Origin of the sequence: Ralstonia flatus, assembly GCF_958439105.1 — a bacterium.
Lineage (GTDB): Bacteria > Pseudomonadota > Gammaproteobacteria > Burkholderiales > Burkholderiaceae > Ralstonia > Ralstonia flatus.
On sequence record NZ_CAUDLI010000001.1, the window covers coordinates 209,308 to 235,072 of the forward strand.

Here is a 25,765-nt window from a genome sequence, read left to right on the forward strand (position 1 = left end):
CGATTGCATTGCGAACAAGGAGCCTTTAGGATCGCTGGCACGCGCAGGCGACGCCGTTGCAGTGTCTTTCGGCTCACGCTTGCCGATCAACCTTTGGAGACCTTCATGAAACGTCGTGTGCTGCTGACTGCCGTTGCCGGTGCGCTGATGATCGGCCTGCCCGCCTTTGCGGACGAGCCCATCAAGATCGGCCTGATCGCGCCTTTCTCGGGCCCCTTTGCCGACTATGGCAAGCAGATGGAAGACGGCATCAAGGCATACCAGAAGCTGCATGGCACGACCGCCGGTGGGCGGCAGGTGCAGATCATCGTAAAGGACACAACCGGCCCCGTGCCGGACGTTGCCAAGCGCCTCGCACAAGAACTCGTGGTGCGCGACAAGGTGGATTTCCTCGCGGGCTTCGGCCTCACGCCGGAAGCGCTGGCCGTGGCGCCCATCGCGCAGCAGGCCAAGAAGCCGATGGTGATCTTCAATGCGGCATCGTCGTCCATTACGACCAAGTCGGACTATGTGACGCGTGTGTCGATGACGTTGCCTCAGATCTCCACGCCGATCGCCTCGTGGGCCCTGAAGAACGGCATCAAACAGGTGGCGACCGTGGTAGCCGATTACGCGCCTGGCGTCGATGCGGAGAACGCGTTCAAGCAGACGTTCACTGCCGGCGGCGGCCAGGTCGTGGAAGCCGTACGCGTGCCGCTGCGCAATCCTGAATTCGCGCCGTTCATCCAGCGCGTGAAAGACACCAAGCCGCAAGCAGTGTTCGTCTTCCTGCCGGCCGGCGAGCAAGGTGTGGCGTTCATGAAAGGCTTCCGGGAGCGCGGGCTGGCGCAGGCCGGGATCAAGGTCATCGCGACAGGCGATCTGACCGACGACCACGTGCTGCCAGCCATGGGCGACTCGACGCTGGGTGTCATCACGTCGTTCCACTACTCGGCCGCGCACGACTCCGCACAGAACAAGACCTTCCTGAAAGCCTTTGCCGACGCCAACCCAGGTGCAGGCCGCCCGAACTTCATGGCGGTGGCCGCGTATGACGGCATCGGCGCGATCTACAACGTGATCAACAAGCTCGGCGGCAAGATCGACGGCGAGAAGGCCATGGCCGCCTTCAAGGGCATGAAGATCGACAGCCCGCGCGGGCCGCTCACCATCGACCCGGCCACGCGCGACGTGGTGCAGACGGTCTACATCCGCAAGGTGGAGAAGGTCGGCAACGAGCTGTACAACGTCGAGTTCGACAAGTTTGCCGACGTGAAGGACCCGGGCAAATAAGCACTACGCAACCGCCACGAGCCGTTGCAGCAACGGCGCATCGGCCAGCAGATCGGCGCTGGCTGATGCGTGCACGATCCGGCCGCGATCGAGCACCAGCGCGCGCTGCGTGAGTTGCAGCGCCAGACGCGCATGCTGCTCCACCAGGATCACCGCCATGCCGCCCTCCTCAACGAGCGCGCGGATGGCGCGGCCAAGCTCCTGCACGATGATCGGCGCGAGGCCTTCCATCGGTTCATCCAACAGCAGCAGCGCGGGATTCGTCACAAGCGCGCGGGCGATGGCAACCATCTGCTGCTCCCCGCCCGACAGCTGATTGCCGAGATTGCGGCGCCGCTCCTGCAAACGCGGAAACGTCTTGTAGATGCGCGCCACATCCCAGGCGCCGGGTCGCGCCACGGCGGTCAGATGCTCTTCCACCGTCAGCGATGGAAACATCCATCGCTCCTGCGGCACCCAGCCGAGCCCCGCACGGGCCCGCCGGTGCGGCGGCACCTTGGCAATATCCGCGCCCTGCCAGCGAATACGTCCGCCGTGCAGGCGCGTAAAGCCCATCAGCGTGGCGAGCAGCGTGGTCTTGCCGACACCGTTGCGACCCAGCAGCGCGAGACTGCCGCCGGTCTCCAAGGCGAACGACACATCATCCAGCACGACTGCATTGCCGTAGCCGGCGGTCACATGTTCGAACGACAACAGGTCACGCATGCTCGGCCTCCCCGAGGTAGACCTCGCGCACACGCGGGTCAGCGGCGATCTCCTGCGGCGTGCCTTCGGTCAGCACGCGCCCGGCGACCAGCACGCTGATGCGCTCGGCAAAGCGGAACACGAGGTTCATGTCGTGCTCGATGAAGAGGATCGTGATGTCGCGTGGCAAGCTGGCGATGACCTCGAACAGTTCGGTGCTTTGTCCGCTCGGGATGCCGGCGGCAGGCTCGTCGAGGAGCAGGATGCGCGGATGCGTCGCGAGCGCCAGGGCGATTTCCACTAGACGCTGTTTTCCGTAAGGCAAGGCATGCGTGGGCGACAGCGCGTCGGCGCCGAGTTGCAGGCGGCAGAGCAATGCCATCGCTTCGTCGCGGGCATCCTTGTGCGACGCGACGGTACGGTGCCAATGCCACGACGCGCCCGTACGCTCGAAGATGGCGAGCATCACCGATTCCAGCACCGTCAACCCCGGAAACAACGTGTTGATCTGGAATGTGCGCGTGATGCCGCGCTTGACGCGCTGGTGCGCAGGCAGCCGGGTGATGTCTTCATCGTCCAGCAGCACCTGGCCCGCCGTGGGTGCGAGCGTACCGGTGAGCAGATCGATGAAGGTCGTCTTGCCCGCGCCGTTCGGGCCGATCAACGCGTGGCGCGCGCCGGGCGTAAAAGACAGCGAGATATCGGAATTGGCGTGAAAGCCGCCCCAGCGCCTGGACAGGCCGCGCGTGCTCAATGTGGGCGGAGGATGCATCTTCGGTGCAGTCATGACGCACCTCCCTTGCGAGAACCACGCGCCTTGACCGCAGATACGGCAGCCTCCAACCCGCCGAGAATGCCGCCGCGCGCAAACAGCACGATCACCATCAGCAGCAGGCCGATCCAGAACTGCCAATAGACAGGATTGATGCCGGCCAACACGTCCTGCGCAATCATGAACACCGCTGCGCCGATCAGCGCGCCGTACAACCGGCCGGCACCGCCCAGCACGAGCATGATCAGCAGCTCTGCCGAACGCGAGAAGCCCAGCGAATCCAGTCCGACAAATTGCGTGGTCTGCGCGAGCAATCCGCCGGCGACACCGGCAATCGCCGCACTCACGGTAAACGCCGCAACCAGCCGCATGCGAACATTCGCGCCGATGGCTGGCATGCGCTTCGGCCCCTGCTGAATGCCGCGCAGCGACAACCCGAACGGGGAGCGCACCAGGCGACGCAACCCTACAAACGCCAGAAACAGCACGACCAGGCTGTAGACGTAAGCCGTGCGCCCCTCCAGATCGAACGCGAACGTGCCGAGCAGGTTGCGCATCGTCACACCGGAAAGGCCATCGACACCGCCCGTGAGAAACGCCATCTTGTTGGCCGCTTCGTACAGCATCAGGCCGATGCCGAGCGTGACCATCAGCCGCGTCAGATCCTGGCCGCGCACGACGAGAAAGCTCACACAGAAGCCAGCCAGCGCGGCGACGACAGCGCCAGCAGCCAGACCGCTGAGCGGTTCACCCCAGCCATGCGCCGCGAGCAGTCCGGCGGTGTAGGCGCCAAGCCCGAAGAAGCCAGCATGCCCCAGCGACACGATGCCCGCATAGCCGAGCACCAGATCGAGCGACAACGCAAACAGCCCGACGATCAGCACCTGGCTGCCGAAGACAAGGTAATCGGGAAGAAGAAAGAACACCGCAATCGGCACGCACCAGAATGCGATCTCGAACGGTGACCACCGTGCTTCCGGCAACCCATGTGCGGCGGAGCGCTCAACAGGCCGGGCTGACCGCCTCAACTGCTGCAGGACACTCATGCGCGCCTCCCCAGCAAACCGCTCGGGAAGAACACGAGCAGCACGACCATCAACCCGTAGATGACGAACGCGCCCACGTCGGGCACGTAGTACTTGCCGGCTACGTCGAACACGCCCAGCACAAGCGCCGCCAGCAATGTGCCCTTGATGGAACCGGCGCCGCCGACTGCCACCACGAGCAGGAAGTACACCATGTATTTGATCGGGAAGGCCGGGTCGAGCCCGAGCACGTCGATGCCCAATCCGCCGCCCAGCCCTGCCAACCCTGAGCCCAGCGCGAACGTGACGGAAAACACCAGGCTCACGTTGATGCCCAGGCCTGCAGACGCCTGCTGGTTGTCCACGGACGCCCTCACCTGCGCGCCGAAGCGCGTGCGCTCGATCAGCCACGCGAGCAGCGCCGTCAGCGCAATCACGACGCCAATCAGAAACAGGCGATAACGCCCGACTTCCAATCCGCTATCGGAAACCCGCCATTGCCCGCGCAACATCTCGGGGAGTTCGACAGGCTGCTGCGACGGCCCCCACACGTAAGTCGCACCCGCCATCGCCATGAAAACGAGCGCGATGGAGAACAGCACCTGATCGAGCGGGCTCGCGCGATAGAGCCGCCGATACAGCGTGCGCTCCAGCACAAAACCGATAGCGGCGGTGACAAGGAAAACGATGGGCAGCGTCGCCAGAAACGGCACGCCGAGTCGGTTCATCAGCACCACGCACACATAGCCGCCCGCCATGGCGAAGGCCCCGTGCGCGAGGTTGATGAAGTTCATCAGGCCCATCGTGACCGACAGGCCGATGCTGATCAGGAACAGCAGGCTGCCGTAGGCCAGCCCGTCGAACAACACACCCAATGCGCTGAGCATGGGTCTCCTCCTTGGGCTTTTTTCCCGGCTCGGCGGCCAGTTTGCCCGGTGTGTTGCGTGGCGTCTCTGCGGAGACGGCGGTGTTACTTCTTCGCAGCGCCCTCCGCATCCATCTCGGCAAACACTGTCTGCGCGAGATGGAAGGCATGGTTGGCAGCCGGCACGCCGCAGTAGATGGCGGTCTGCAACAGCGTTTCCTGGATCTCGTCGCGCGTGACACCGTTGTTGGCGGCAGCGCGCAGATGCAAACGCAACTCGCCGTCGCGGCCGAGGGCGACCATCATGGCGATCGTCAGCAGGCTGCGGGTGTGGCGCGGCAAGCCGGGGCGCGTCCAGATTTCGCCCCACGCGTAGCGCGTGATGAGGTCTTGAAACGGAGCCGTCAGATCGGTCTGCGCGGCGTTGGCACGGTCGACGTGGGCATCGCCCAGCACAGCGCGGCGCACTTCCATGCCCGCGGCGTAGCGTTCGCGATCATCCATGGGCCACCTCGCGCGCCACGCCGGTCGTCAAGAAGCTGACCAGCGCTTCGGTGTAGCCGTCGGCCTGCTCCCAGTTGGCGAGGTGGCCGGCAGACAGTTCGATGTACTGGGCGCCGGGCACGCCGTCGGCAATGAGCTTGGTCTGTGCTGCCGGCGTGGAAATATCGTGCGTGCCGCCAATCATCAGCATGGGCACGCGGATGTTCGGCAATTGCGCGCGCAGATCTGCATCGCGAATGGCTGCGCAGTTGCCGTTGTAGCCGGCGTCCGGCGTGGACAGCAACATCGCCTTGACGATGTCGACGCGGCCGGCGTTGGCATCGCGGTAGCCCTGCGTGAACCAGCGCTCCAGCACCGTTTCCGTAATGCTGGCCATGCCGCCCTGCTCGACCTGCGCGATGCGTGTATTCCAGCTTTGCTGCGTGCCGATCAGCGCGGCGGTGTTCGTCACGACCATGCGCGGGAAACGCTCGCCGTGATGCGCGGCCAGCCACAGGCCGGTCAGCCCGCCCATCGACAGGCCGCAGAACAGCGCCAGCTCAATGTTGTAGTGGTCGAGCAGCGCGAGCACATCACCGCCGAGTTGCGCGACGCCAAACGGCGCGTCCGGCACGCTGGATTGCCCGTGGCCGCGCTGGTCATAGCGCAGCAGGCGGAAGTGCTGGCGCAACGCGTCGAGCTGCGGCTCCCACATACCGAGGTTGGTGCCGAGCGAATTCGACAGCACCAGCACCGGCTTACCCGTGGCGGGCCCATCGTCGAATTCGTGATACAGGCGGACGTTGTCGTGTTCAAGCCAGGGCATGGTGTCTCCGTGGAATGCGTGTTCAGGGATGGCGGCGGGCGCGTTCCGCAAGCGCGCGGTCAACAGCGGCGCCCGCATCGCCAAGGTAATGGGTGGGGTCGAGCAGCGCGCTCAGCCGTTGCGGCGCGGCTGCACCCCAGATACGAAGGACGTCGGCATCCTGCGCAAGTACGTCATGCAGCGTCTTGTTCTCTTGTACCGCTTTGCGGCTGGCAGCTTCGACCACATGGTGCGCCTGCAGGCGTCCAAGATCCGCCCCCAGCGCCAGCATCACGGCTTCACCGAGAATCAGGCCGTGCGTAAGGTCAAGATTCGCGCGCATGCGAGCAGCGTCGACCTGCAAACCTCCGACGATCTCGCACATGCGATCGAGCGCGCCCGCCGCGAGACAGGCCATCTCACGCAACGTCACCCACTGCGCCTGCCAACCGCCGAGCGCGCGTTCGTGCTCCTGCGGCAGCGCAGCCAGCAGTGTGCTCGCCAGGCCAGGCATGCGCGTGGCCGCAGCCAGCACCGTCGCGCAGCCAACCGGGTTGCGCTTATGCGGCATGGTGGAAGAACCGCCCTTGCCGGCACTGGACGGCTCCGCAACTTCGCCCACCTCTGTTTGCATCATGAGCGAGAGATCGCGCGCGACATGGCCCAGTGTGCCGGTCAGCAACGCGAGCGTCGTGCCGATCTCGGCGATTCGATCCTGCTCGCCGTGCCAAGCGAGCGCTGGCAGCGGCAGATCAAGTTCGTGCGCCAGCGTTTGAGCAACAGCGCGTGCATGTTCACCCAGGCTGGCAAGCGTGCCTGCCGCTCCGCCAAACTGGAGCGCGGGCACATGCGCGTGCAGCGCGGCAAAACGATCCTGCGCGCGATGCACGGCTTCCAGCCAGCCCGCAACCTTGCGCCCGAACGTCGTCGGCAGGGCCTGCTGCAACCACGTGCGCGCCACCATCGGCGTATTGCGATGACGTTGCGCCAGTGCAGCGAGCGCGTCGGCCAGCTTTTGCAAATCCGCTTCGAGCAACGCAGCCGATTGCCGCCACTGCAACATCAAGCCGGTATCGATGATGTCCTGGCTGGTCGCGCCCCAGTGCACGTAGCGCGCGGCGTTTTCATCGTGCTGGGCAACAGCGGCAGTCAGTTGCTTGACCAGCGGGATCGCCAGGTTGCCTGCGCTGGCAGCGGCATTGCCGAGCGCTTCCAGGTCCAACGTCGCCTTGGCGCACACCGCGCGAATCGGCGCAACGGCTTCCGCCGGGATCACACCAACCGCGCCTTCGGCCTGCGCCAGCGCGGCTTCCACGTCGAGCATCGTGCGCACGGTGGCCGCATCGGACCACACCGCCAGCATGGCCGGTGTGGAGAAGGCGCGATCGAGCAGTCCGCTGGTCATGGCCGTGGCCAACTCAAACGCGTTCGATGACCAGCGCAATGCCCTGGCCCACGCCAATGCACATCGTGCACAGCGCGTAGCGTCCACCGGTGCGTTGCAGCTGATACATCGCCGTCGTCACCAGGCGCGCGCCGCTCATGCCGAGCGGGTGGCCCAGTGCGATGGCGCCGCCGTTCGGGTTGACGCGGGGGTCGTCATCACGCAGGCCCAGCTGGCGCGTCACAGCCAAACCCTGCGCGGCAAACGCCTCGTTCAACTCGATCACATCCATCTGATCGATCGTCAGGCCCAGCTGCTTGAGCAGCTTTTGCGACGCCGGTGCCGGCCCAATGCCCATCACGCGTGGCGGCACGCCAGCCGTGGCCATGCCAACGATGCGCGCACGCGGCGTCAGGCCAAAACGCTTGGCGGATTCTTCATTGGCAAGGAGGAGCGCGCAGGCGCCGTCGTTCACGCCCGACGCATTGCCGGCCGTCACCGTGCCGTCCGGACGCACCACGCCTTTGAGCTTGGCGAGCGCTTCCATGGTTGTCGCACGCGGATGCTCGTCACGGCTGACAACGATGGCATCGCCCTTCTTCTGCGGAATCGTCACCGGCGTGATTTCCTGCGCGAGCGTGCCGTCTTCCTGCGCACGTGCGGCGCTCGCCTGGCTGCGCAGCGCGAAGCGGTCTTGATCTTCGCGGTTGACCTTGTAGTCGGTGGCGACGTTCTCGGCGGTTTCGGGCATCGAGTCGACGCCGTATTGCGCCTTCATCAGCGGGTTGATGAAGCGCCAGCCGATGGTCGTGTCGTAGATGGCAGCATCGCGCGAGAAGGCGCTGGCCGCCTTGCCCATCACAAACGGCGCGCGGCTCATGCTTTCCACGCCGCCCGCGATCATCAGCGCGGTTTCTCCCGAGCGAATGGCACGCGCGGCGGTGCCGGTGGCGTCCATGCCCGAGCCGCACAGGCGGTTGATGGTCGAGCCCGGCACGCTGTCGGGCAACCCGGCCAGCAGCGACGACATGCGCGCCACGTTGCGGTTGTCTTCGCCCGCCTGATTGGCGCAGCCGAAGATCACGTCGTCGATGGCCGACCAGTCGACCTGCGGGTTGCGCGCCATCAGCGCCTTGAGCGGTACGGCACCCAGATCATCCGCGCGCACGGCGGACAGGCTGCCGCCGTATCGCCCGATAGGGGTCCGGATGGCGTCGCAGATAAAGGCTTCGGTCATGATGGTTCTGTCTCCAATGGTTCTAGGCACGACGCAACGGCGCCGCCGTCATCGTCTGCAGCGTATCGAAATCGAGGCCGTCGGCCATCTCGCGCACCACCAGCCCCTCGGGCGTGATGTCGATCACGGCAAGGTCGGTGTAGATGGTATCGACACAGCCGATGCCCGTCAGCGGGTACGTGCACGACGGCACGATCTTGCTTTCGCCCTGCTTGGTCTGGTGCTCCATCATGACGAAGACGCGCTTGGCACCAATAGCCAGGTCCATCGCGCCGCCCACGGCGGGGATGGCATCCGGTGCTCCGGTGTGCCAGTTGGCCAGGTCACCCGTGGCCGACACCTGGAAGGCGCCGAGCACGCAATAGTCGAGATGGCCGCCCCGCATCATGGCAAACGAATCGGCGTGATGGAAGAACGATGCGCCAGGCTTGACCGTGACCGGCTGCTTGCCCGCGTTGATGAGGTCTTCGTCTTCTTGCCCGGGAGCGGGCGCCGGGCCCATGCCGAGCAGACCGTTCTCGGTATGCAGAATGATTTCGCGATCGGCCGGCAGCTGGTTCGCCACCAGCGTCGGCAGACCGATGCCCAGGTTGACGACCGAGCCGTCGGGAATATCGCGCGCCACACGGGTAGCGATCTGATCGCGCGTCCAGCGTTGGATCTTGGTGGTGGTTTCGGCGCTCATGCGGCCTCCTTGGCGGGTTGCGCGGAGACGAGTTTCACGACGCGCTTCACAAAAATGCCGGGCGTGACGATGTGTTCCGGGTCCAGCTCGCCAAGTTCTACCGTCTCGCTGACCTGCGCGATGGTGCACTTGGCCGCCATGGCCATCACCGGCCCGAAGTTGCGAGCGGTCTTGCGATAGACGAGGTTGCCCCAGCGGTCCGCACGCAGGGCCTTGATGAGGGCGTAGTCCGCCGTCAGCGGCAGCTCGAACACGTACGGCTTGCCGTCGATGATGCGCGTTTCCTTGCCTTCGGCCAATTGCGTGCCGTAGGCGGTCGGGCAGAAAAACCCTCCAATGCCGGCACCTGCGGCACGGATGCGCTCGGCCAGGTTGCCTTGCGGCACCAGTTCCAGTTCGATCTCGCCGGCGCGGTAGAGCGCATCGAATACATACGAATCGGCCTGACGCGGAAACGAGCAGACGATCTTGCGTACGCGGCGCGCCTTGAGCAGCGCGGCCAGGCCCGTCTCGCCATTGCCGGCGTTGTTGTTGATGATGGTCAGTTCACGCGCGCCATGCGCGATCAGCCCGTCGATGAGTTCCGAGGGCATGCCGGCGGTACCGAACCCGCCGATCATGATGGTGGCACCGTCCGGGATATCGGCCAGAGCGGCCTCCACAGACGGACAAAGCTTGTTGATCACGTGCATTCTCCGGCAAGGGCGCCGCACATTCTCGATGGCTGGCGCGGGGCGGAGCATCGCGGGGCCGGACATGGCCGAGCCGCTAGCGAGCGGCCTGCGAGTCTCCTGTTTGACGATCGGATCGACACAGGCCTTTGCTGTCCGGCCCACGCTTGCTTTACTCCATTTGTTCGCCATACGAACTGACGTTCGATCCAAGAACGAATCTACGCCTGCCCGCGCCAGGGTGTCAAGGCGTACGCATCCCGATCGCCTGTTCGAGTGGCGAAACCGAGGCAATGCCAGTAGTCTTGAGTCCACTGCATCGCTTTCGCCTTCTTTGCATGTCCGCTGCCGAACTACCCACCGAAAAACCCAGCGATTCCTACGTCCAGTCATTTGCACGGGGGCTGTCGGTCATCCGTGCGTTCAATGCGGAACGCCCGGAGCAAACGCTCTCCGAAGTCGCCGAGGCCACGGGCCTGACCCGCGCCGGCGCCCGCCGCATCCTGCTCACGCTGTTCAGCCTCGGCTATGTCAGCTTTGAAGGCCGCCTCTTCCGCCTTACACCCAAGATCCTCGACCTCGGGTTCGCCTATCTCACGTCGATGCCGTTCTGGAACCTCGCCGAGCCGGTGATGGAAGAACTGGTGCAGACAGTGCACGAAAGTTGCTCTGCCTCGGTACTGGACGGGACGGAAATCGTCTACGTCCTGCGCGTGCCCACGCAGAAGATCATCGCGCTGAACCTGTCGGTCGGCAGCCGCCTGCCGGCCTTCTGCACATCGATGGGCCGCGTGCTGCTGTCGGGCCTGCCCGAAGATCGGCTCGACATTGCATTGCGTGAATCGGACCGACGCGCCCGCACGCAGCGCACCATTACAGACGTCGACGCATTGAAAGAGGTCATTGCCGGCGTGCGCCAACAGGGTTGGGCGCTCGTTGACCAGGAGCTTGAGGAAGGGCTGATTTCGCTGTCGGCGCCGATCCGCAATCGGGCGGGCGACATCATCGCAGCCATGAACATCAGCGGCCAGGCCAACCGAACTTCCGGCAAACAGATGACGAAGCAGTTTCTCGGCCCGCTGCAGCAGGCGGCCGAGCGCATTTCGGCCATGGTGCGCGTACGGACCTGACCTGAGTTGAAAGCGCCAGCGCCAGTGCGCTTCGCGCCTCGCATCCCGACAGTTTTTTCAATAAAATTGTGGCTCCGTGGGCAAAGAGGATGTCTGTGACTCAACACACCGCCATTCACACCGGTCTGGATGTGAAAGGTTGCCAACGCCGGGTGCGTGCTTCGCGCGTCCTGGCGCTTGCCCTCCCGTTGCTGTCCAGCCCTGTTTGGGCCCAATCGACGCCGCTGGCGACGGCCATGCAGGAATTGACGCCGCTGGCCCGCATGCTGGTGGGCGCCGCCACGGGTCGCAGCACGGCCGCCGCCGGCGTGCCCGCCCTCACGGGCCCCGCCCGCAATGCAGACCGCGCCCTCGCCCAGGCCTGTGCCGAAATCAACCGTTTCACCCCCGTCCCGCTCGACCGCGAGACCGCGCTGGTGCAATGCTCGCTGGCGCAGAAGAAGAACCTCGTCTTCGTCATCACGCTGACCAACTACGCGGCGCACTCGGCAGCCTCGCAGGGCTTTCGGCTGAATTTCGTGCCGATCCTGCAGAAGAACATCTGCAATAACGGCGACGTGCGCATCCTCACGCGCCTGGGCCTGAGCCTGGTCTACCGCTATCGCGGCAACGACCACGAGACGGTGGGCGACGTCCCCATCAACGAATCGATCTGCGGCACGCTCTAAGCGCGCGCTTCGCCCCGGGAATCCCCTGATGGAGCGCAGTCGGCTGCCATGTCATTAATGGTAGACAACGTCTCATTTCATGCAACGTCCGCCGGGCTGCTGCCTTGCCGCGCCAGCCTCACCAGGCTGCTGGCTCGCAACCCGGCCACCCCCACAATCCCGCCTGTGCACCGCACCCCGCCCTGCTTGCCATCCGCCATCTGTGCCACGCCGGCATGGACTATAGTTGGGCGTTTCGCTCGGCGTCATATGGTTATCCGAAGTCCGCGCATGCAAACGGCGCATACGCCGGTATGCTCGCGGGCGGTTCTGATTCGCACACTATTCACCACCGAAGTCGTCAAGGAGGAAATCCGATGAAAACAAACCGACGTCTGACGCAATTTGCGGGTGCCGCCATCCTGGCCGCGGCAACCCTGGTCGCCACCACTGCGCACGCTGATCAAGTTTCCGACATCAAGAAGAAGGGCGAACTGGTCTGCGGCGTGCTCGGCACCGACGAGCCGTTCAGCTTCCTGAAGGGCCCGATGAGCCGCGAGATCGTCGGCTACGACGTCGACATGTGCGACGCCATCGCCAAGAGCCTGGGCGTCAAGCCCGTGCTCAAGCAACTGGCCGTGGCCGCCCGCCTGCCCGAACTGCAGCAAGGCCGCGTCGACCTGCTGGCCGCCTCGCTTACGCACAACAAGGAGCGCGAGGCGCAGATCGACTTCTCGGTGTCGACGTTCATCACCGGCCAGAAGGCCATGGTGAAGAAGAGCAGCGGCATCACGTCGCTCGGCCAGCTGGATGGCAAGAAGCTGCTGACGGTCAAGGGTTCGACCATGGAGGCCAACATTGCCAAGGCCATCAAGAACGCCGATGTTGTCTCGTTCGACAACAGCCCGCAGGCATTGCTGGCCCTGCAGCAAGGCAAGGGCGTCGCCTACGTGAACGACGAAACCACGCTGATCGGCAACATGGCCAAGATGGGCCCGGCGGCCAAGGACTACGCGCTGCTGCCGGAAAACCTGTCGACCGAACACCTCGCACTGGGCATCCGCAAGGGCGAGCCGGCCTTCAAGAAGCAGGTCGACGACGTGCTGCTGGGCATGGAAAAGAGCGGCGAGGCGCAGAAGCTGTTCGACAAGTGGTTCGGCCCGAATACCAAGATGGCCTTCCCGCAGCGCACCTTCAAGATTTCTACCGACAAGATCGATTAATCGCTAAAGGTCGGGCCGCCCGGACCAGGCTTCCAAACTGCGTCCGGGCGGTGAATCTCCATGCCCCATTTTGATTTGTCGATGCTGCTCTCGGGGCAGTATCACCAGTGGCTCGTCAGCGGTTTCTTCCTGTCGATCAAGCTCTCCGTGCTGGCCTTCGTGCTGACGCTGCCGCTTGCCATCGTCGTGGCGCTGCTGCGCCTGGCGCCGGCTGCACCGCTGCGCGGCATCGGCCAAGCCTTTGTCGAAGCCATCCGCAACGTGCCACTGCTCGCCCACATGCTGTTCTGGTATTTCGGCGCGCCGCAGATCCTGCCGGAGTTCATCCGGGACTGGCTGTACAGCATGAACTACGAGGCCGCGAGCGCCGTCATTGCGCTCGTGCTCTACACGGCCGCGTACATGGCGGAAGACATCCGCAGCGGCATCCGCTCGATTCCGAAGGAACAGCTGGAAGCCAGCCGCGCGCTCGGACTCTCGTTCCTGCAGGCCATGCGGCTGGTGGTGCTGCCGCAATCGCTGCGCGTGACCGTCCCGCCGCTGGTCAGCCAAACGTTGAACCTGTGGAAAAACTCCAGCATCGCCATGGTGATCGGCGTGGCCGAATTGATGTACCAGGCGCAGCAGGTGGAGTCCGCCACCTTCCGCGGCTTTGAGGCGTTTGCGTTTGCCACCGCGGCCTATCTGACCATCTCGATCGCGATCACGGTGTTCTCCGCCTGGTATCAGCATCGCTACCCCGTCCGGACGCTGTAGCCATGCTCGATCTCATTCAAACCTACGGTATCTACTACCTCATCGGTCAGTACCCGAATGGGCCGCTGGGCGGCTTGGCGCTGACGTTCCTGCTGGCGTCCGCGGGCCTTGTGCTCGCGCTGCCGGTGGGCATCCTGCTGGGCCTGTGCCGCGTCAGCCCGATTGCCGCGCTGCGCTGGCCCGCCACCGCGCTCGTCTATATCGTGCGCGGCACGCCGCTGCTGATGGTGATCTTCTGGGCGTATTTCCTGCTGCCGTCCGTCACCGGCCAGCGCACGGACCAGTTCAGCACCATGCTGACCGCGCTGGTGATCTTCGACGGCGCATATCTGGCGGAGATCGTGCGCGCAGGCATCCAGGCGTTGCCGCGCGGGCAAATGGAAAGCGCCCGCTCGCTGGGCCTGTCGTACATGCAGGCGATGCGCCGCGTGATCCTGCCGCAGGCGCTGCGCAACATGCTGCCGTCGCTCGTCAATCAGCTCGTGTCGACCATCAAGGAGACCTCGCTCGGTTACATCATCAGCCTGCCCGAGGTGTCGTTCGTGGCCGGGCAGATCAGCACCGCCGTGATGGTCAAGTCCGCCGAGGTCTACGGCCTCCTCGGCATCAGCTACTTCATCATGTGCTTCAGCCTGACGCGCGTGGCGTTCTACCTTGAACGCCGCCTTGCAGCACACGCACCGTCCAAACCATGAACATGATCACGATCGAACACGTCGACAAGTGGTACGGCGATTACCACGCGCTGGTCGACATCAACGAAACCGTTGCCAAGGGCGAAGTCCTGGTCGTGTGCGGGCCGTCGGGCTCCGGCAAGTCGACGCTCATCCGCACGCTGAACCGGCTCGAAGCCATTCAGAAAGGCCGCATCGTCGTGAACGGACACGAAGTGCATGCGCCGGGCGTCGACGTCAACGTACTCCGCAGCGGCATCGGCTTCGTGTTCCAGCAGTTCAACCTGTTTCCGCACCTGACCGTCATGCAGAACTGCACGCTGGCGCCGGTGCAGCTCAAGCGCATGGCACCACAGGAAGCGAAGGACTTTGCGATGAGCCTGCTCGAACGCGTGGGCCTGCCGCACAAGGCCGGCGCCTACCCTGGCGAGCTGTCGGGCGGCCAGCAACAGCGCGTGGCCATCGCGCGCGCCCTGGCCATGAAGCCGCCCGTGATGCTGTTCGACGAGCCGACCTCCGCGCTGGACCCGGAGATGGTGAACGAGGTGCTGCTGGTCATGAAGGACCTCGCCCGCGACGGCATGACCATGGTCTGCGTCACGCACGAAATGGGCTTTGCACGCGAGGTGGCCGACCGCGTCCTGTTCATGGACCAGGGTCAGGTGCTGGAACGCGCCACGCCTGAAGATTTCTTCCAGCGCCCGCAGCACCCGCGTGCGCAGCGCTTCCTGGCCGACATTCGGTCGCCGTGGAGCGAACCGGCCTGAACCTTCACGCAGCGGGCGGCCAAATAAAAAAACGGGGAACACTGTTCCCCGTTTTCTTTGGATGCGCGGCAACGCGGCTTATTGAATGGCCTTGTCGTTCGGATGCGCGTACAAGTCCTTCATGCCCGTGGTCATCGGGTAGTTCAGGTTCAGACCCTTCGGCGGAATCGGCGACAGGAACCACTTCTTGTACAGGTCATTCGCCTTGCCCGACTTCATCAGGTCGGCAATCACGTCGTCGGCCACTTTCTTGAACGCGGGATCGTCCTTGCGCATCATGCAGGCGTAGGTTTCGGTCTGCAGCGGCGTGCCCGTGACCACCCAGTCAGCCTGGTTCTTGGCCTTCGTGCGCTCGCCGTACAACAGCGGCTCATCCATCACGAATGCCACGGCGCGGCCCGATTCCAGCGTCAGGAATGCCTGGCCGTGATCCTTCGCCAGGATCAGGTTCATCTTGTCGGCGTCCTTGGCCTCGCCATTCATCTTCTGCAGGATGCGGTCTTCAGTGGTGCCGGCGGTGGTCACCACGGTCTTGCCCTTCAGGTCGGGGAAGTCCTTGATGCCCGAATCCTTCTTCACCAGCATCAACATGCCGTAGATGAAGATGTTGTTGGAGAACGCGACCTGCTTCTGGCGCTCGAGGTTGTTGGTGGTCGAGCCGCACTCGAAGTCGATCGTCCCGTTCTGCAGCAGCGAGATGCGGTTCTGCGACGTGATCGGCGTGAGCTTGACCTGCAGCTTCTTGCCCACTGCCTTTTCCACGCCGGCAACGATCATGTTGGAGATTTCCTGCGAATAGCCGGTGATGGTGTTCGCGTCAGCCTGGTACGAGAACGGAATCGACGACTCGCGATAGCCCACCGAGATCACGCCCGATTGCTTGATCTTGGCCAGCGTGTCGGTTGACTGCGCCTGCGCACCGGTCGACAGCGCTGCCAGCGCGCCAGCCGCAGCCAGCGTCAGGCCACACAGAATCCGTTTGGTCGAATGCAAGGTCTTCATGCTTCCCCTCCTATGGGTGTGTTCGCTCCAGACTACTTTGGTTACCAATGGGCGCGGGCCAGAGGCACATCATCAAGCCTGCACGCTCGGTCTTTGAATCTCGTTCTGAATCTCGTATCTCGCTCTTGTGTCACGTGGCCAGCGCATACGGCACTGGGGAAATCGCGGGCTTGCGGCCGGCAATCAGGTCGGTCAGCAAGCCTGCGCTGCCGAGCGCCAGCGTAAAGCCCAGCGCTCCGTGCCCCACGTTCAACCACAAGCCTTCCACCGGTGAGGCCCCGACCACGGGCACGCCGGTTGGCGTTGCAGGCCGCATGCCAGCCCACGGTGCCGCATCGGCACCCGCGTCATTGGCGCGCATGGCACCCGGAAACAGCGCCCGCGTTTCGTCATACAGCGTCTGGGCGCGGCGCGTGTCCAGCGCCGTCGACCAACCCACCAGATCGGCCATGCCCGCCACACGCAACGTCTGCCCGATGCGGGCGTAGACGATCTTGCGCGCGGCATCCGTCACGCTGATCACCGGGGCAACATCGCCCTCCCCGAGCGGCAGGCTGATGCTGTAACCCTTCAGCGGATACAGCCCTGCGTCGATGCGCAATGGGCTGAGCAGCCTGGCGCTCGTCACGCCCGCGGCCATCACCACGGCATCAGCGGCAACCTGCTCACCACCGGCCAGGTTGAGACCGCGCACACGGCGGCCTTCGGTCCACAACGCATCGACACCGGTATTGAAGCGCAGCGTCACGTTCGGCATCGCGCGCAGCCGGTTGAACAGGCCGACGCAGAGCTGGTGGCAATCGGCCACATCTTCGTCGGGCGTGTAGATGGCGCCGACGATCCGGTCGCGCACGCCGGCAAGCGCGGGCTCGTGGGCGACCGTTTCGTCGGCGGACAACGCATGCTGCTCGCAGCCAAGCGTCGCCTGATAGCCGACCTGTGCGCGTGCCGATTCAAACGCCGCAGCATCGCGATGCACCACCAGCTTGCCGCGGCGCGCAAAGCTGAACGCCAAATCCGGCGACGCCTCCCGCAACGCTTCCATGCGTGCGCGGCTGTAGAACGACAGCGCGAGCAGCTCACGCGTGGTGCGATCGGCCCGGTCACGATTGCAGGCCGCGATGAAGCGCAGCCCCCAACGCAGCAATGCCGGGTCCAGCGATGGCTTCAGGCGCAGCGGCGAATCGCGGCGCAACAACCAGCCGGGTACGTGCGAAAGCACGCCCGGGCCGGCCAGCGGCGCCACATAGCTGTAGCTCAACTGGCCGCCGTTGGCGTAACTGGTGCCCTCGCCCGGACCCGGATGGCGCTCGACCAGGGTGACCTGATGGCCTTCCTGAGCCAGCGCATGGGCCGTGCTGATGCCGATGATGCCGGCGCCGACTACTGCGATGTGCATGAAGAAGCTGCGTATTTTGGAATGTCGGTGCAGCTTAAGGAGGCGGGCGGTGGTTGGGCAAATGCGGAGTTGTTGGGGGGGATGTTGTGGGGCTATGGGCTTTTGGTGGGTTCTTTTGGACTGGTGGTCCATCCCTTGTTTCATCCCCTGCCGGGGCTGACTCACTTTTGTCTTGCCAAAGAAAGTAAGCAAAGAAAGGCGCGCCCGAGATGGCGACCCCCTCCTTGAATTGATGTCGCAGAGAGGGGAAGGGGAAAACTCGCTGCGCTCAGACAGTTTCCCTTCCTTTTTCCTCTCTGCAACAGAAATTCAAGGCGCCATCTAGGGCAGGAACGTCAAAGGCCAAACCGGCGGTGGGCTGCGTCGTGCTCGGACGCGAGACGGTGGGGCTTGCCGGGGAAAGAATGTGGGCTTACTCCCTGCGCGGCGGCGGGCCGGTATGGTTTGCCGTCTGACCGGGCACATCCTTTCCGCTATGCGTACTTGTCGCCTACTGTGCTGCGGATCGGGTGGGTGTCGTAGACGATGATCATGCGTTCGATGAGGCCATCGTCGTTGAATTCGAAAACATCGACGCACTCGAAACGCACTGCGGACCCATCGCTGAGTCCCCAGTCGTAAATGAAGTAGCCGGTCGCACGTGGCGCGCCCGTCGTGCTGACGCAGATGTCGATCGTGGTGATCCTGCTTTCACCCGACGCTGCATTGACCTTCGTAAAGAATGGCGCGGGGAGCATCCAGCCAAGAAAGGGCGAGAAGATCTGGGCGTCTGGCGTGAACAGCGCACAGATCGCCGCGACATCGCCGCGCTCCAACTCCTCGAGATAGTTGCGAACCTGCCGCGTGTATAGTGCTTCGGGCGATGAGGCCATGTTTATTCTCCGGTCATTCGTCGACAACGCCGCACGCTCGTGCGGACGCGCGTTAGATGCACGCACGATATCGATGCACCGATGTCCCAACAATCGAAAAATCCGCAACCCGGGTATGCAGCGCATGCATACCCATTGACTGACTTGACGCGGGCGTTGCCGCCACTGGCGGCGCTCCAGTCATTCGTCGCTGCGGCGCAACTCGGGAGCATCAGCAAAGCCGCCGACCATCTGTGTCGAACGCAGGGCGCGGTGAGCCGTCAGATCCAACAATTGGAAGCGCACTACCGGTATGCACTGTTCGTCCGGCATGCGTCGGGGCTGACGCTCACGGCGGACGGAAGCGAACTGTTGAGCGTGGCCGTCAGCGTACTCACGCAGCTGGTCCAGCACGCAGACGCTCACGCCAAGACAGCGTCGACCGTCACGCTGCGGGTGCCGTCCACGTTTGCGATTCGCTGGTTGCTGCCACGCCTGGCAACCATCAATGACGCCTTGCCAGGAACAGAACTCCGTATCTCCACATCGGCGGACGACACGCCGGACTTCACGACGCCCGACGTCTACGCCATCGTTGTGCGTGGCACCGGCCAATGGGCCGGGATGGAAGCGATACCGCTGTTTGCCGAGCAGCTCACGCCAATGTGCACGCGCAGGATGGCAGCTTCGCTTCACTCGGCAGCCGATCTTGCTCATGCCACGTTGCTTCATCCCGGGAGGGGCCATGAGGAATGGCGATGCTGGTTGGACAGCGTTGGCGCACGCCACATCGATGCAGACCGTGGGCTCGTTTTCGATACCCTGGAGTTGACGCTCACCGCCGCGGCGGAAGGGCATGGCGTTGCAATAGGCGATCCGCGGATGGCGAGAGACCGCCTGCAGGCGGGGTCACTGGTGACGCCGTTGATCGACGTGGTGCAAAACGGCTTGTCGTACTTCGTCGTCTATCCGTCCCAACGCGCCGCCCAGTCCAAGATTCGCGCCATTGCTGGCGTCCTGTCTCGGCTGCCGCAGGAAGACTGATTGTTGGAAAGGCCGGAAAGGCCGAAAGAAGTCTGGCGCAGCCCCGCAGCCTTGTTGCCACGCCATCTCAACACCATTCCGCCTGCTTGCCGCTAGCCCGCCCCGAGCCTGAAGACGCTGACTGCGCGGCGCAGGTTTCCGGACTGCTCCTGCATCGCTTGCGCCGCCGCCGCAGACTCTTCCACCAGCGCGGCATTCTGCTGCGTCACCTGATCGATCTGACTGATCGCCTGGCTCACTTGCTCGAGGTTTTGGCTTTGCTCGTCCGATGCCACGGCAATCTCGGCGATGATGCTCGAGACACCTTCAATGGCCACACTCACGCGGGCCATCGCAGCATTCACGCCCGACGCCTGCTCGGAGCTGAGTTCAACTTTTCCGGTAGATGCCTCGATCAGCGCCTTCACTTCCTTTGCAGCACCCGATGCGCGTTGCGCCAGCGATCGCACTTCGCCTGCCACCACGGCAAACCCCCTGCCCTGTTCGCCGGCTCGCGCGGCTTCCACGGCAGCATTGAGTGCCAGGATGTTGGTCTGGAACGCAATGCCCTCGATCAGCCCGGTGATCTCGGCAATCTTCTTGGAGGCCGTGCTGACCTCGCTCACCGTTTGCACCATCGCCGTCACTTCAGCGCGTCCGGCTTCCGTCATCTCTCTCGCACTGGCTGCGAGCGACGTGGCTTGACGTGCGTTCTCGGCGTTCCGCTTGACGGCCTCGGTCAGCTCCGTCGTGCTGGCCGCCGTCTCCTCGATCGAAGCCGCCTGTTGCTCGGTGCGCGTGGATAGGTCCATGTTGCCGGCTGCAATCTGGCCTGCGGCGCCGGCCACCGACTCGGTTGCAACGCGGATGCTTCCAACCGTGCCCACCAGTTGCTGCGTCATGTCAGCCAGGGCTTGCAACAGCTTGCCGGTCTCGTCCTTCGAGTTGGCAGCCGCCACGCTCGACAGATCCCCTGCCGCGACACGGCTTGCAATGCCGACCGCCACATGCAATGGCCGGGTGATGCTCACTGTCAGGAAATAGGCAAAGACAAGGCCGAGCGCCAAGATCAGCCCTTCCAATACCATCAGCAACGTGCGGCTCTTTGCGGCGCTGGCGTCGATGTCCTTCGCGATATCGTCGATGGACCGACGCTGCACCTCCAGCAGTTGACGCATGATGTCCTGGTACGCATTGGCACCCGGCACGAAGACCTGGTCGAGCACCCGCTGGGCTTCGTCCGGATTGCCCGAAGCCTTGGCCGCATTGATGGCATCCCGCGCGCTCAGATAGCCTTTGCGCAGCTCGCCGATCTTGGCGAACAGCGTCTTCTCTTCTTCGGTGGACAGCAGCGCTTCCACCTTCTTCTGGTACTCGCCCGAGGCCTTTGATGACGCCGCCGCCTCTTGCGCAAAATACGGCCCCAGGGTGGGATCGGCGCTCTTTGCGACCGCAATGGTTCGGCGGATGCCGACGACCAGATTGGCATACCAGTCGCCGATCAGACGCTCCTTGAGCAGCGGCTCATTCATCATGGCCCGCGTGGCCGTCGCGGCATTGTCGAGACGCCAGATGGCAATGGCGGTGATGACGACGGAAAACGCCAGCACAACGGCAAATCCGAAGGCAAGGCGCTTGCCGATTCCCATGTTCCTGATGAGCTGCATTCTGTTCCGTTCCCTTCGCCACCCGCGTGGCCCTGGTCTGCTGACGCTCTCCGCCGATGCTTCGCCAGCTGTACAGCAGTCCGGGGGGCGAGTTCAGCGCCGGAGCGGCAGCCAAGCGATACGCAATAGAGAAAACAAATCGGCCAAGAAATCTTGATTGGGCTGAGGGGTGCGAGAAACCATTCCCTCAAAGAGGCCCTTCTTTCCTATCGGATCGAAGTGAAGAATCTGGACCCGCGTCTGCCGGGCAGTGTTCGCTCAGTCGGCCCAGTGGAGGCGACACGGCACGCCATCCACCGCCCGGGTGGCTCTCTACGCGCCGAGGAAGCAGCGAGCAGCTCGGGCTGCCGAGTTCAGAGCCCCATCCGTCGAGCAAAAAGCTCGGCCAGTCGAGCTCGGAGCACCATCCGCCGAGCAAAAAGCTCGGGCCGTCGAACTCGGAGCTCCATCTGTCGAGTTCGGAACCCCATCCATGGGGTGCAAAGCTCCGACCTCCGAGTTCAGAGCTCAAAATTTCCGAGCAAAAAGTGCCGATGGCCGAGTTCGCACCGCCACGCGCGGACCACAAAGCCCGGGGCGCGGGCCTCCAGGCTCCGATGACGGAGCAAAAAGCGTCATGGTGTTGCTGCTAAAAGCAGCACGCGCAGAGCAAAAAGCCCCGCGGCTGGCGCTTGGAGCGCCGTGCGCGAGGCTTGAAGGGTCGTGAACGGGGGTTGGAGTGTTGCGGGCGGGGTTCCGGACCGCAGCGGAGGCTGTCGGGCACCCTTACTGCAACATGAACGTCTCGTATTCCAGCCGATCCAGCTTGCGGTCCAGGATCACGAGGCTGGCCATCACGACCAGCAGCAGCGAGACGGCAAATCCGTATCCGTACCAGGCGGGACCCAGCTGCAGCGTGATCCAGGTCAGCGCGCCGTTGAGCACCACAAACGCCGCCGTCAGCGCCAGCACCACGCGGCGCCGGTCGAGGTAGAAGAAGATGTTCACCACGCCCAGAAACACCACCTGCAAGCTCGCGGCAATCGTGTCGACATACAGCAGCGGCAGGTACAGCTCGGAAATCTGCAGCGCGCGCAGCACCGAAGCGCCCACGGCAAACAGCACCAGCGCGGCCATGGCCTGGATCTTCACGATCTCGTACAGGCCCGCGCGGATGGTCTGCACCATCGTGTTGCGCATGTCTTCGATGTGCTCGAGCGATGCGCCACCGCGCACGGCGTCGTAGAAGGCGTCGTAGTACTCGACGAAATCCGTCTCGATGCGCACCAGGAACACGGCCATGCCGGGAATGATGCCGAGGTAGGCCAGGAACACCGGAATGTCATAGATGACCGACGCATTCAGCGGGCCGATCACCTGCTGCCCCGTGCCCGGCGCATACCAGAACATGAACTTGTCGAGCCAGATGCCGAGGTTGTACAGCAGCCCGATCAGCATGAGCGACGGGTACGCGAACCGCCGGTCGAACACCTCGAACGACAGGAAGCGCCGGCCGCTGAAATTGCGGTAGATGAGCGCGGCCATGCCGATGAGCAGGCACAGCTGCCCCGTGACGAAGCCCAGCAGCAGCCCTTCCAGCCCGAGCCGGTTGAACAGCAGCGCCAGCAGCACGGTGAGCGTGTAGCCGATCAGGAAGATCCACACGATCGCCTTGTACTGCTTCATGCCCGACAGGAAGATCACCGCGATCCAGATGTTGGCCATGACGACGAAACCGGCCAGCATCAGCAGCCGGTAGATGGCCGACTGCTGCGGAAACGCAAAGAGGATGACGAGCAGCCCCAGGCCACCGGCCACCAGCGTCATCACAAGCGACACGGCGTGGTAGTTGGGCAGGATCAGGTCGTCGCGCTTCTCGAACAGGCGGTCGGACGTAAACCGCGTAAAGGCAAGCTGCAGGGGCCCGGTCAGGATCAGGCTGATCGCAATCAGGTAGGTAACCGAGACCTGGAACTGCGTGATGAGCGAGCCGGGAATGACGAACGGCAGGCTCAGGATACCGATCAGCAGAATCCCGACGATGGAGAGAATCCACGGCCCGGAACTGATGATGCCGGCGTAGGTGTAGGCACGCAGCAGCCCGAGCAGGCTGTCGCGCTTGAGCATCTTGCGCAGCTCAAAACCAATGCCGGCCATCAGCGGGCTCCCTCATGTGGCTTGTTCTGCTGGGCGTGGTACGGGCAGGCCGCCGCAGCGGCAGAGGCGGCCTTGGCGCCGTGCTCGGTACTCAGGTCGGGCAAGGTCTGCAGGCGCGTGTATAGCTCGCGGTAACTGCCGACCATCATCTCTTGCGTGTAGTAGCGCTCCACCCGGGCGATGCCGGCCGCCTGGGCTGCATGCCAGCGCGTTTCATCGCGCAGCAGCGTCAGCACTTCGGCCGCCAGGGCAGCCGGGTCGGCAATGCGCACCACGGCGCCGGCCGCGCCCAGCGCCGCGTCTTCGCCCTCCAGGCCGAACAGCAGCTGCCGGCACGAACCCACATCCGTGGTGACGGACGGCACGCCCGCGGCAAACCCTTCCAGCACGACGAGCGGCAGCGCCTCGCTGATCGAACTCAGCACGAGCACGCCCACTTTCGGCAGGATGTCGTCGATCTTCTGGAAGCCCAGGAACTTGATGCGGTCGCCCAGGCCCAGGCTTTCGGCCAGGCTGTGGCATTCCTGCGCGTATTCCGGATCTTCGTCTTCCGGGCCGGCAATCCAGCCTTCCGCGTCCGGCATCTCGCGCGTGATGGTCAGCATCGCGCGGATGAACGTCTTCACGTCCTTGATGGGCACCACCCGGCCGATCAGGCACATCACGCGCGGCACGCTGGCCTGCCGCTTCTCGCGCAGCGCAGCCAGACGCGGCAGGTTGATGCCGTTGGGAATGCTGCGCGTCTTCTCGGCCGGCGCGCCGTCGATGACCTGCCGCTGCCGGTTGCCTTCGTACAGCGCGACGATGTCTTCGGCCGCGTCATAGCAGACCCGGCCCATGGTCTCGAAAAACCGCACCCACAGGTCACGGAAATAGCTGATCTGCGCGATGTCCTTTTCGAAGATGCTGCGGTTGTCGCGAATCCACTGGCTCTGGAACAGGTCGATCTTGCGTTCCTTGGTGTAGATGCCGTGCTCCGACACCAGCAGCGGCCGCCCGCGCCTGTAGCGCAGCAGCGCGCCCAGGAACCCCGCATAGCCGGTCGAGATGGTGTGGAACACCTTCACCGGGATGAGGTTTTCCGCAATGCGCACCAGCTGCCACAGCGGCTTGTGCATGATGCGCACGGTCCAGAAATAGTCGGTGAACGACGGGTCGGTGCAATAGCGCCGGTAGTAGTCCGTCATCATGTCCCACGCGCGGTGGCTGTAGAGGAACTGTTCCTCGGCCAGCGGGCCATCGTCGCGCAGGTCGGCGATCGAGGCGCGGATGAGTTCGGCCGTCTCGCCCTTGTTGGCCGGATTGCGCAGTGCGTCGTGCAGCTTGCGCGACCGCTCGAACGCGGCGGCATCACCACCGCTGGCCTGCACCAGCGGCGGCGGCGGAAAGTCGTACAGGTAGTGGCACTCCAGGTGCACCACGTTGTCGGGAATGGCGTAGACGGGCTTGCCGTAGTCCTCCCGGCGGCTGCCGATGAAGACGATGGCAAAGCGGATGTCCGGAAACGCCCGGATCATCTGGTTGACCCAGCTCGACACCCCGCCGCTCACATAGGGAAAGGTCCCTTCGAGCAGCAGCGCGACGTCGGCGGACTGGGCGCGAGGAAATTGGTCGTTGCTCATGATGTCCAGTAGCGCAACAGCGGGCGCAGCAACGGCAGCGGGGACCGGCTGGAGAACTGCGCCAGCGCGGCGCGCGCGCCGGCATAGTCGCGGCGCAGGTAGCAGGCTTCGGCCAGCGGCGGCAGCAGGCGGTCCCGCGGGAAGCCGAGGGACTCGGCGCGGCGCAGGTGGGACTCGGCCACATCGGGCTCGCGGCGCGACAGGGCAAGCCGGCCGCGCATGTACCACAGCGCGGCGTTGTCCGGCTGGATGTCGAGCGCGGCGCTGGCATAGCGTTCGACCTGCTCGGCGGTGTAGCGGTACACGTCGCCCTGCACCAGGTTCTGGTAGATCAGCTCCCAGTACAGGTCGGCCAAGCGCTTGTTGATCTCGTAGCGCGCCTCGGGCGTGGTGGCTTCTTCCAGGCGCGGCAGCTCGGCCAGGATCTTCTGCGTGAGCACCTTCTCGGCGTTGTCGAGCATGCCGTAGGCCAGCAGGCGGATATCGTCCACGGGGTCGGCCAGCAGGTCGCGCAGCACGGGGCTGGCGGTGCGCGTGGGCATCGACTGCATGGCCACCAGCGCGGTCATGCGGCTTTGCACTGGCGCGCGCTCGTTGCTCAGTTGCGCACGCAGCCGCGCCCCGCCCCCGTGCGTCACGCGCGAGATCAAATGCGCCACAAAAACCGGCAGGCCGATCTCGGCGATGTCCTTGTCGTCTTCGGGCTTGGGGAACAACTTGCCGAGGAGCAGGCTGCCGAGCACCAGCAGGCCACCGGCCACCGGCACAAAAAAGCACAGCGCCGTCAGGTAGCCATACGTCCACACAAACGGCACGCGATAACGGCGCGGCAGCAGGCGCCACGCAGCCAGCCCGATCAGCGCCGCGGCAGTGCCCTGCAGCATCAGGCAGGACAGCAGCAGCGCAAGGCTGTTGCCGGCATGCAGCGCCATCGCCACTGCCGCAATCTGGGCCGAGATGCCGCCGAGCGTGAGCTTAAACATGG

25 protein-coding genes are annotated in these 25,765 nt (G+C 64.3%); 8 read left to right on the forward strand and 17 right to left on the reverse strand.

The annotated features are described in order from the left end of the window. The first annotated feature begins 105 nt into the window (after positions 1–105). Positions 106–1,272, forward strand: coding sequence for an ABC transporter substrate-binding protein (locus R2676_RS00980; protein WP_206275078.1), 1,167 nt, complete (start codon positions 106–108; stop codon positions 1,270–1,272). A 3-nt stretch (positions 1,273–1,275) separates the two neighbouring features. Here the strand turns inward: R2676_RS00980 and R2676_RS00985 are convergent, their stop codons facing one another. The 10 genes from R2676_RS00985 to R2676_RS01030 form a co-directional block, all read right to left on the reverse strand. Further along, on the reverse strand, positions 1,276–1,977 hold the full coding sequence (locus tag R2676_RS00985) for an ABC transporter ATP-binding protein (protein ID WP_206275077.1): 702 nt from the start codon (positions 1,975–1,977) through the stop codon (positions 1,276–1,278). Next, the gene (locus R2676_RS00990; RefSeq protein ID WP_206275076.1) at positions 1,970–2,743 is read right to left on the reverse strand and encodes an ABC transporter ATP-binding protein; all 774 of its coding nucleotides are present in this window, start codon (positions 2,741–2,743) and stop codon (positions 1,970–1,972) included. Before R2676_RS00990 ends, R2676_RS00985 begins: the two co-directional genes overlap by 8 nt. Next, complete coding sequence (locus R2676_RS00995) at positions 2,740–3,774, reverse strand: branched-chain amino acid ABC transporter permease (RefSeq protein ID WP_206275075.1); 1,035 nt, start codon at positions 3,772–3,774, stop codon at positions 2,740–2,742. Before R2676_RS00995 ends, R2676_RS00990 begins: the two co-directional genes overlap by 4 nt. Next, positions 3,771–4,640, reverse strand: coding sequence for a branched-chain amino acid ABC transporter permease (locus R2676_RS01000; RefSeq protein ID WP_206275074.1), 870 nt, complete (start codon positions 4,638–4,640; stop codon positions 3,771–3,773). Before R2676_RS01000 ends, R2676_RS00995 begins: the two co-directional genes overlap by 4 nt. Positions 4,641–4,723: 83 nt before the next feature. Further along, positions 4,724–5,122, reverse strand: coding sequence for a 4-carboxymuconolactone decarboxylase (gene pcaC / locus R2676_RS01005; RefSeq protein WP_027680879.1), 399 nt, complete (start codon positions 5,120–5,122; stop codon positions 4,724–4,726). After that, entirely contained in the window at positions 5,115–5,927 is an 813-nt protein-coding gene (gene pcaD, locus R2676_RS01010) for a 3-oxoadipate enol-lactonase (protein ID WP_206275073.1), read from the reverse strand. Before pcaD ends, pcaC begins: the two co-directional genes overlap by 8 nt. 22 nt (positions 5,928–5,949) lie before the next feature. Further along, positions 5,950–7,311: a 3-carboxy-cis,cis-muconate cycloisomerase gene (locus tag R2676_RS01015; protein WP_206275072.1), complete on the reverse strand. Its 1,362-nt coding sequence runs from the start codon at positions 7,309–7,311 to the stop codon at positions 5,950–5,952. A gap of 13 nt (positions 7,312–7,324) precedes the next feature. Continuing rightward, positions 7,325–8,527, reverse strand: a complete 1,203-nt coding sequence (pcaF, locus tag R2676_RS01020; RefSeq protein WP_102066537.1) for a 3-oxoadipyl-CoA thiolase — start codon at positions 8,525–8,527, stop codon at positions 7,325–7,327. A gap of 22 nt (positions 8,528–8,549) precedes the next feature. Then, positions 8,550–9,212, reverse strand: a complete 663-nt coding sequence (locus R2676_RS01025; RefSeq protein ID WP_037027162.1) for a CoA transferase subunit B — start codon at positions 9,210–9,212, stop codon at positions 8,550–8,552. Continuing rightward, positions 9,209–9,898 (reverse strand): 3-oxoacid CoA-transferase subunit A, encoded by a 690-nt coding sequence (locus tag R2676_RS01030; protein WP_102066906.1) that lies wholly within the window; start codon positions 9,896–9,898, stop codon positions 9,209–9,211. The genes R2676_RS01025 and R2676_RS01030 overlap by 4 nt, the downstream gene beginning before the upstream one ends. Before the next feature lie 323 nt (positions 9,899–10,221). Here R2676_RS01030 and R2676_RS01035 point away from each other — a divergent pair, with 323 nt between their 5' ends. The 6 genes from R2676_RS01035 (at position 10,222) to R2676_RS01060 (ending at position 15,080) form a co-directional block, all read left to right on the forward strand. Next, positions 10,222–11,013: an IclR family transcriptional regulator gene (locus tag R2676_RS01035; RefSeq protein WP_206275071.1), complete on the forward strand. Its 792-nt coding sequence runs from the start codon at positions 10,222–10,224 to the stop codon at positions 11,011–11,013. An 89-nt stretch (positions 11,014–11,102) separates the two neighbouring features. Beyond that, positions 11,103–11,681: a hypothetical protein gene (locus R2676_RS01040; RefSeq protein WP_206275070.1), complete on the forward strand. Its 579-nt coding sequence runs from the start codon at positions 11,103–11,105 to the stop codon at positions 11,679–11,681. Positions 11,682–12,037: 356 nt separating this feature from the next. Further along, complete coding sequence (locus R2676_RS01045) at positions 12,038–12,883, forward strand: ABC transporter substrate-binding protein (RefSeq protein WP_316887194.1); 846 nt, start codon at positions 12,038–12,040, stop codon at positions 12,881–12,883. Between the two features lie 60 nt (positions 12,884–12,943). After that, complete coding sequence (locus R2676_RS01050) at positions 12,944–13,639, forward strand: amino acid ABC transporter permease (RefSeq protein WP_206275069.1); 696 nt, start codon at positions 12,944–12,946, stop codon at positions 13,637–13,639. 2 nt (positions 13,640–13,641) lie between these two features. Next, positions 13,642–14,334 carry an amino acid ABC transporter permease gene (locus R2676_RS01055; protein WP_027680869.1) on the forward strand — a complete coding sequence of 231 codons (693 nt, stop codon included), beginning with the start codon at positions 13,642–13,644 and terminating at the stop codon, positions 14,332–14,334. After that, positions 14,331–15,080 (forward strand): amino acid ABC transporter ATP-binding protein, encoded by a 750-nt coding sequence (locus R2676_RS01060; RefSeq protein WP_316856698.1) that lies wholly within the window; start codon positions 14,331–14,333, stop codon positions 15,078–15,080. The genes R2676_RS01055 and R2676_RS01060 overlap by 4 nt, the downstream gene beginning before the upstream one ends. Positions 15,081–15,158: 78 nt before the next feature. Here the strand turns inward: R2676_RS01060 and R2676_RS01065 are convergent, their stop codons facing one another. From R2676_RS01065 to R2676_RS01075, 3 genes are all read right to left on the reverse strand, one after another. After that, positions 15,159–16,082, reverse strand: a complete 924-nt coding sequence (locus tag R2676_RS01065) for a glutamate/aspartate ABC transporter substrate-binding protein (protein WP_206275068.1) — start codon at positions 16,080–16,082, stop codon at positions 15,159–15,161. Positions 16,083–16,212: 130 nt separating this feature from the next. Continuing rightward, the gene (locus tag R2676_RS01070) at positions 16,213–17,481 is read right to left on the reverse strand and encodes a D-amino acid dehydrogenase (RefSeq protein ID WP_206275067.1); all 1,269 of its coding nucleotides are present in this window, start codon (positions 17,479–17,481) and stop codon (positions 16,213–16,215) included. A gap of 473 nt (positions 17,482–17,954) precedes the next feature. Beyond that, positions 17,955–18,353 carry a nuclear transport factor 2 family protein gene (locus tag R2676_RS01075; protein WP_206275066.1) on the reverse strand — a complete coding sequence of 133 codons (399 nt, stop codon included), beginning with the start codon at positions 18,351–18,353 and terminating at the stop codon, positions 17,955–17,957. Positions 18,354–18,434: 81 nt separating this feature from the next. On the opposite strand from R2676_RS01075, the gene R2676_RS01080 reads away from it, so the two are divergent. Beyond that, a complete protein-coding gene (locus R2676_RS01080) occupies positions 18,435–19,376 on the forward strand; it encodes a LysR substrate-binding domain-containing protein (RefSeq protein WP_316856738.1) in 942 nt (313 codons plus the stop codon). A gap of 92 nt (positions 19,377–19,468) precedes the next feature. Here the strand turns inward: R2676_RS01080 and R2676_RS01085 are convergent, their stop codons facing one another. The 4 genes from R2676_RS01085 to R2676_RS01100 form a co-directional block, all read right to left on the reverse strand. Next, positions 19,469–21,022 carry a methyl-accepting chemotaxis protein gene (locus R2676_RS01085; protein ID WP_206275064.1) on the reverse strand — a complete coding sequence of 518 codons (1,554 nt, stop codon included), beginning with the start codon at positions 21,020–21,022 and terminating at the stop codon, positions 19,469–19,471. Between the two features lie 765 nt (positions 21,023–21,787). After that, positions 21,788–23,158, reverse strand: a complete 1,371-nt coding sequence (gene pelG / locus R2676_RS01090; RefSeq protein WP_206275063.1) for an exopolysaccharide Pel transporter PelG — start codon at positions 23,156–23,158, stop codon at positions 21,788–21,790. Continuing rightward, positions 23,158–24,780 (reverse strand): GT4 family glycosyltransferase PelF, encoded by a 1,623-nt coding sequence (gene pelF, locus R2676_RS01095; protein WP_206275062.1) that lies wholly within the window; start codon positions 24,778–24,780, stop codon positions 23,158–23,160. The genes pelG and pelF overlap by 1 nt, the downstream gene beginning before the upstream one ends. Continuing rightward, the gene (locus R2676_RS01100) at positions 24,777–25,763 is read right to left on the reverse strand and encodes a tetratricopeptide repeat protein (RefSeq protein WP_027680863.1); all 987 of its coding nucleotides are present in this window, start codon (positions 25,761–25,763) and stop codon (positions 24,777–24,779) included. The genes pelF and R2676_RS01100 overlap by 4 nt, the downstream gene beginning before the upstream one ends. Positions 25,764–25,765: the final 2 nt, after the last annotated feature.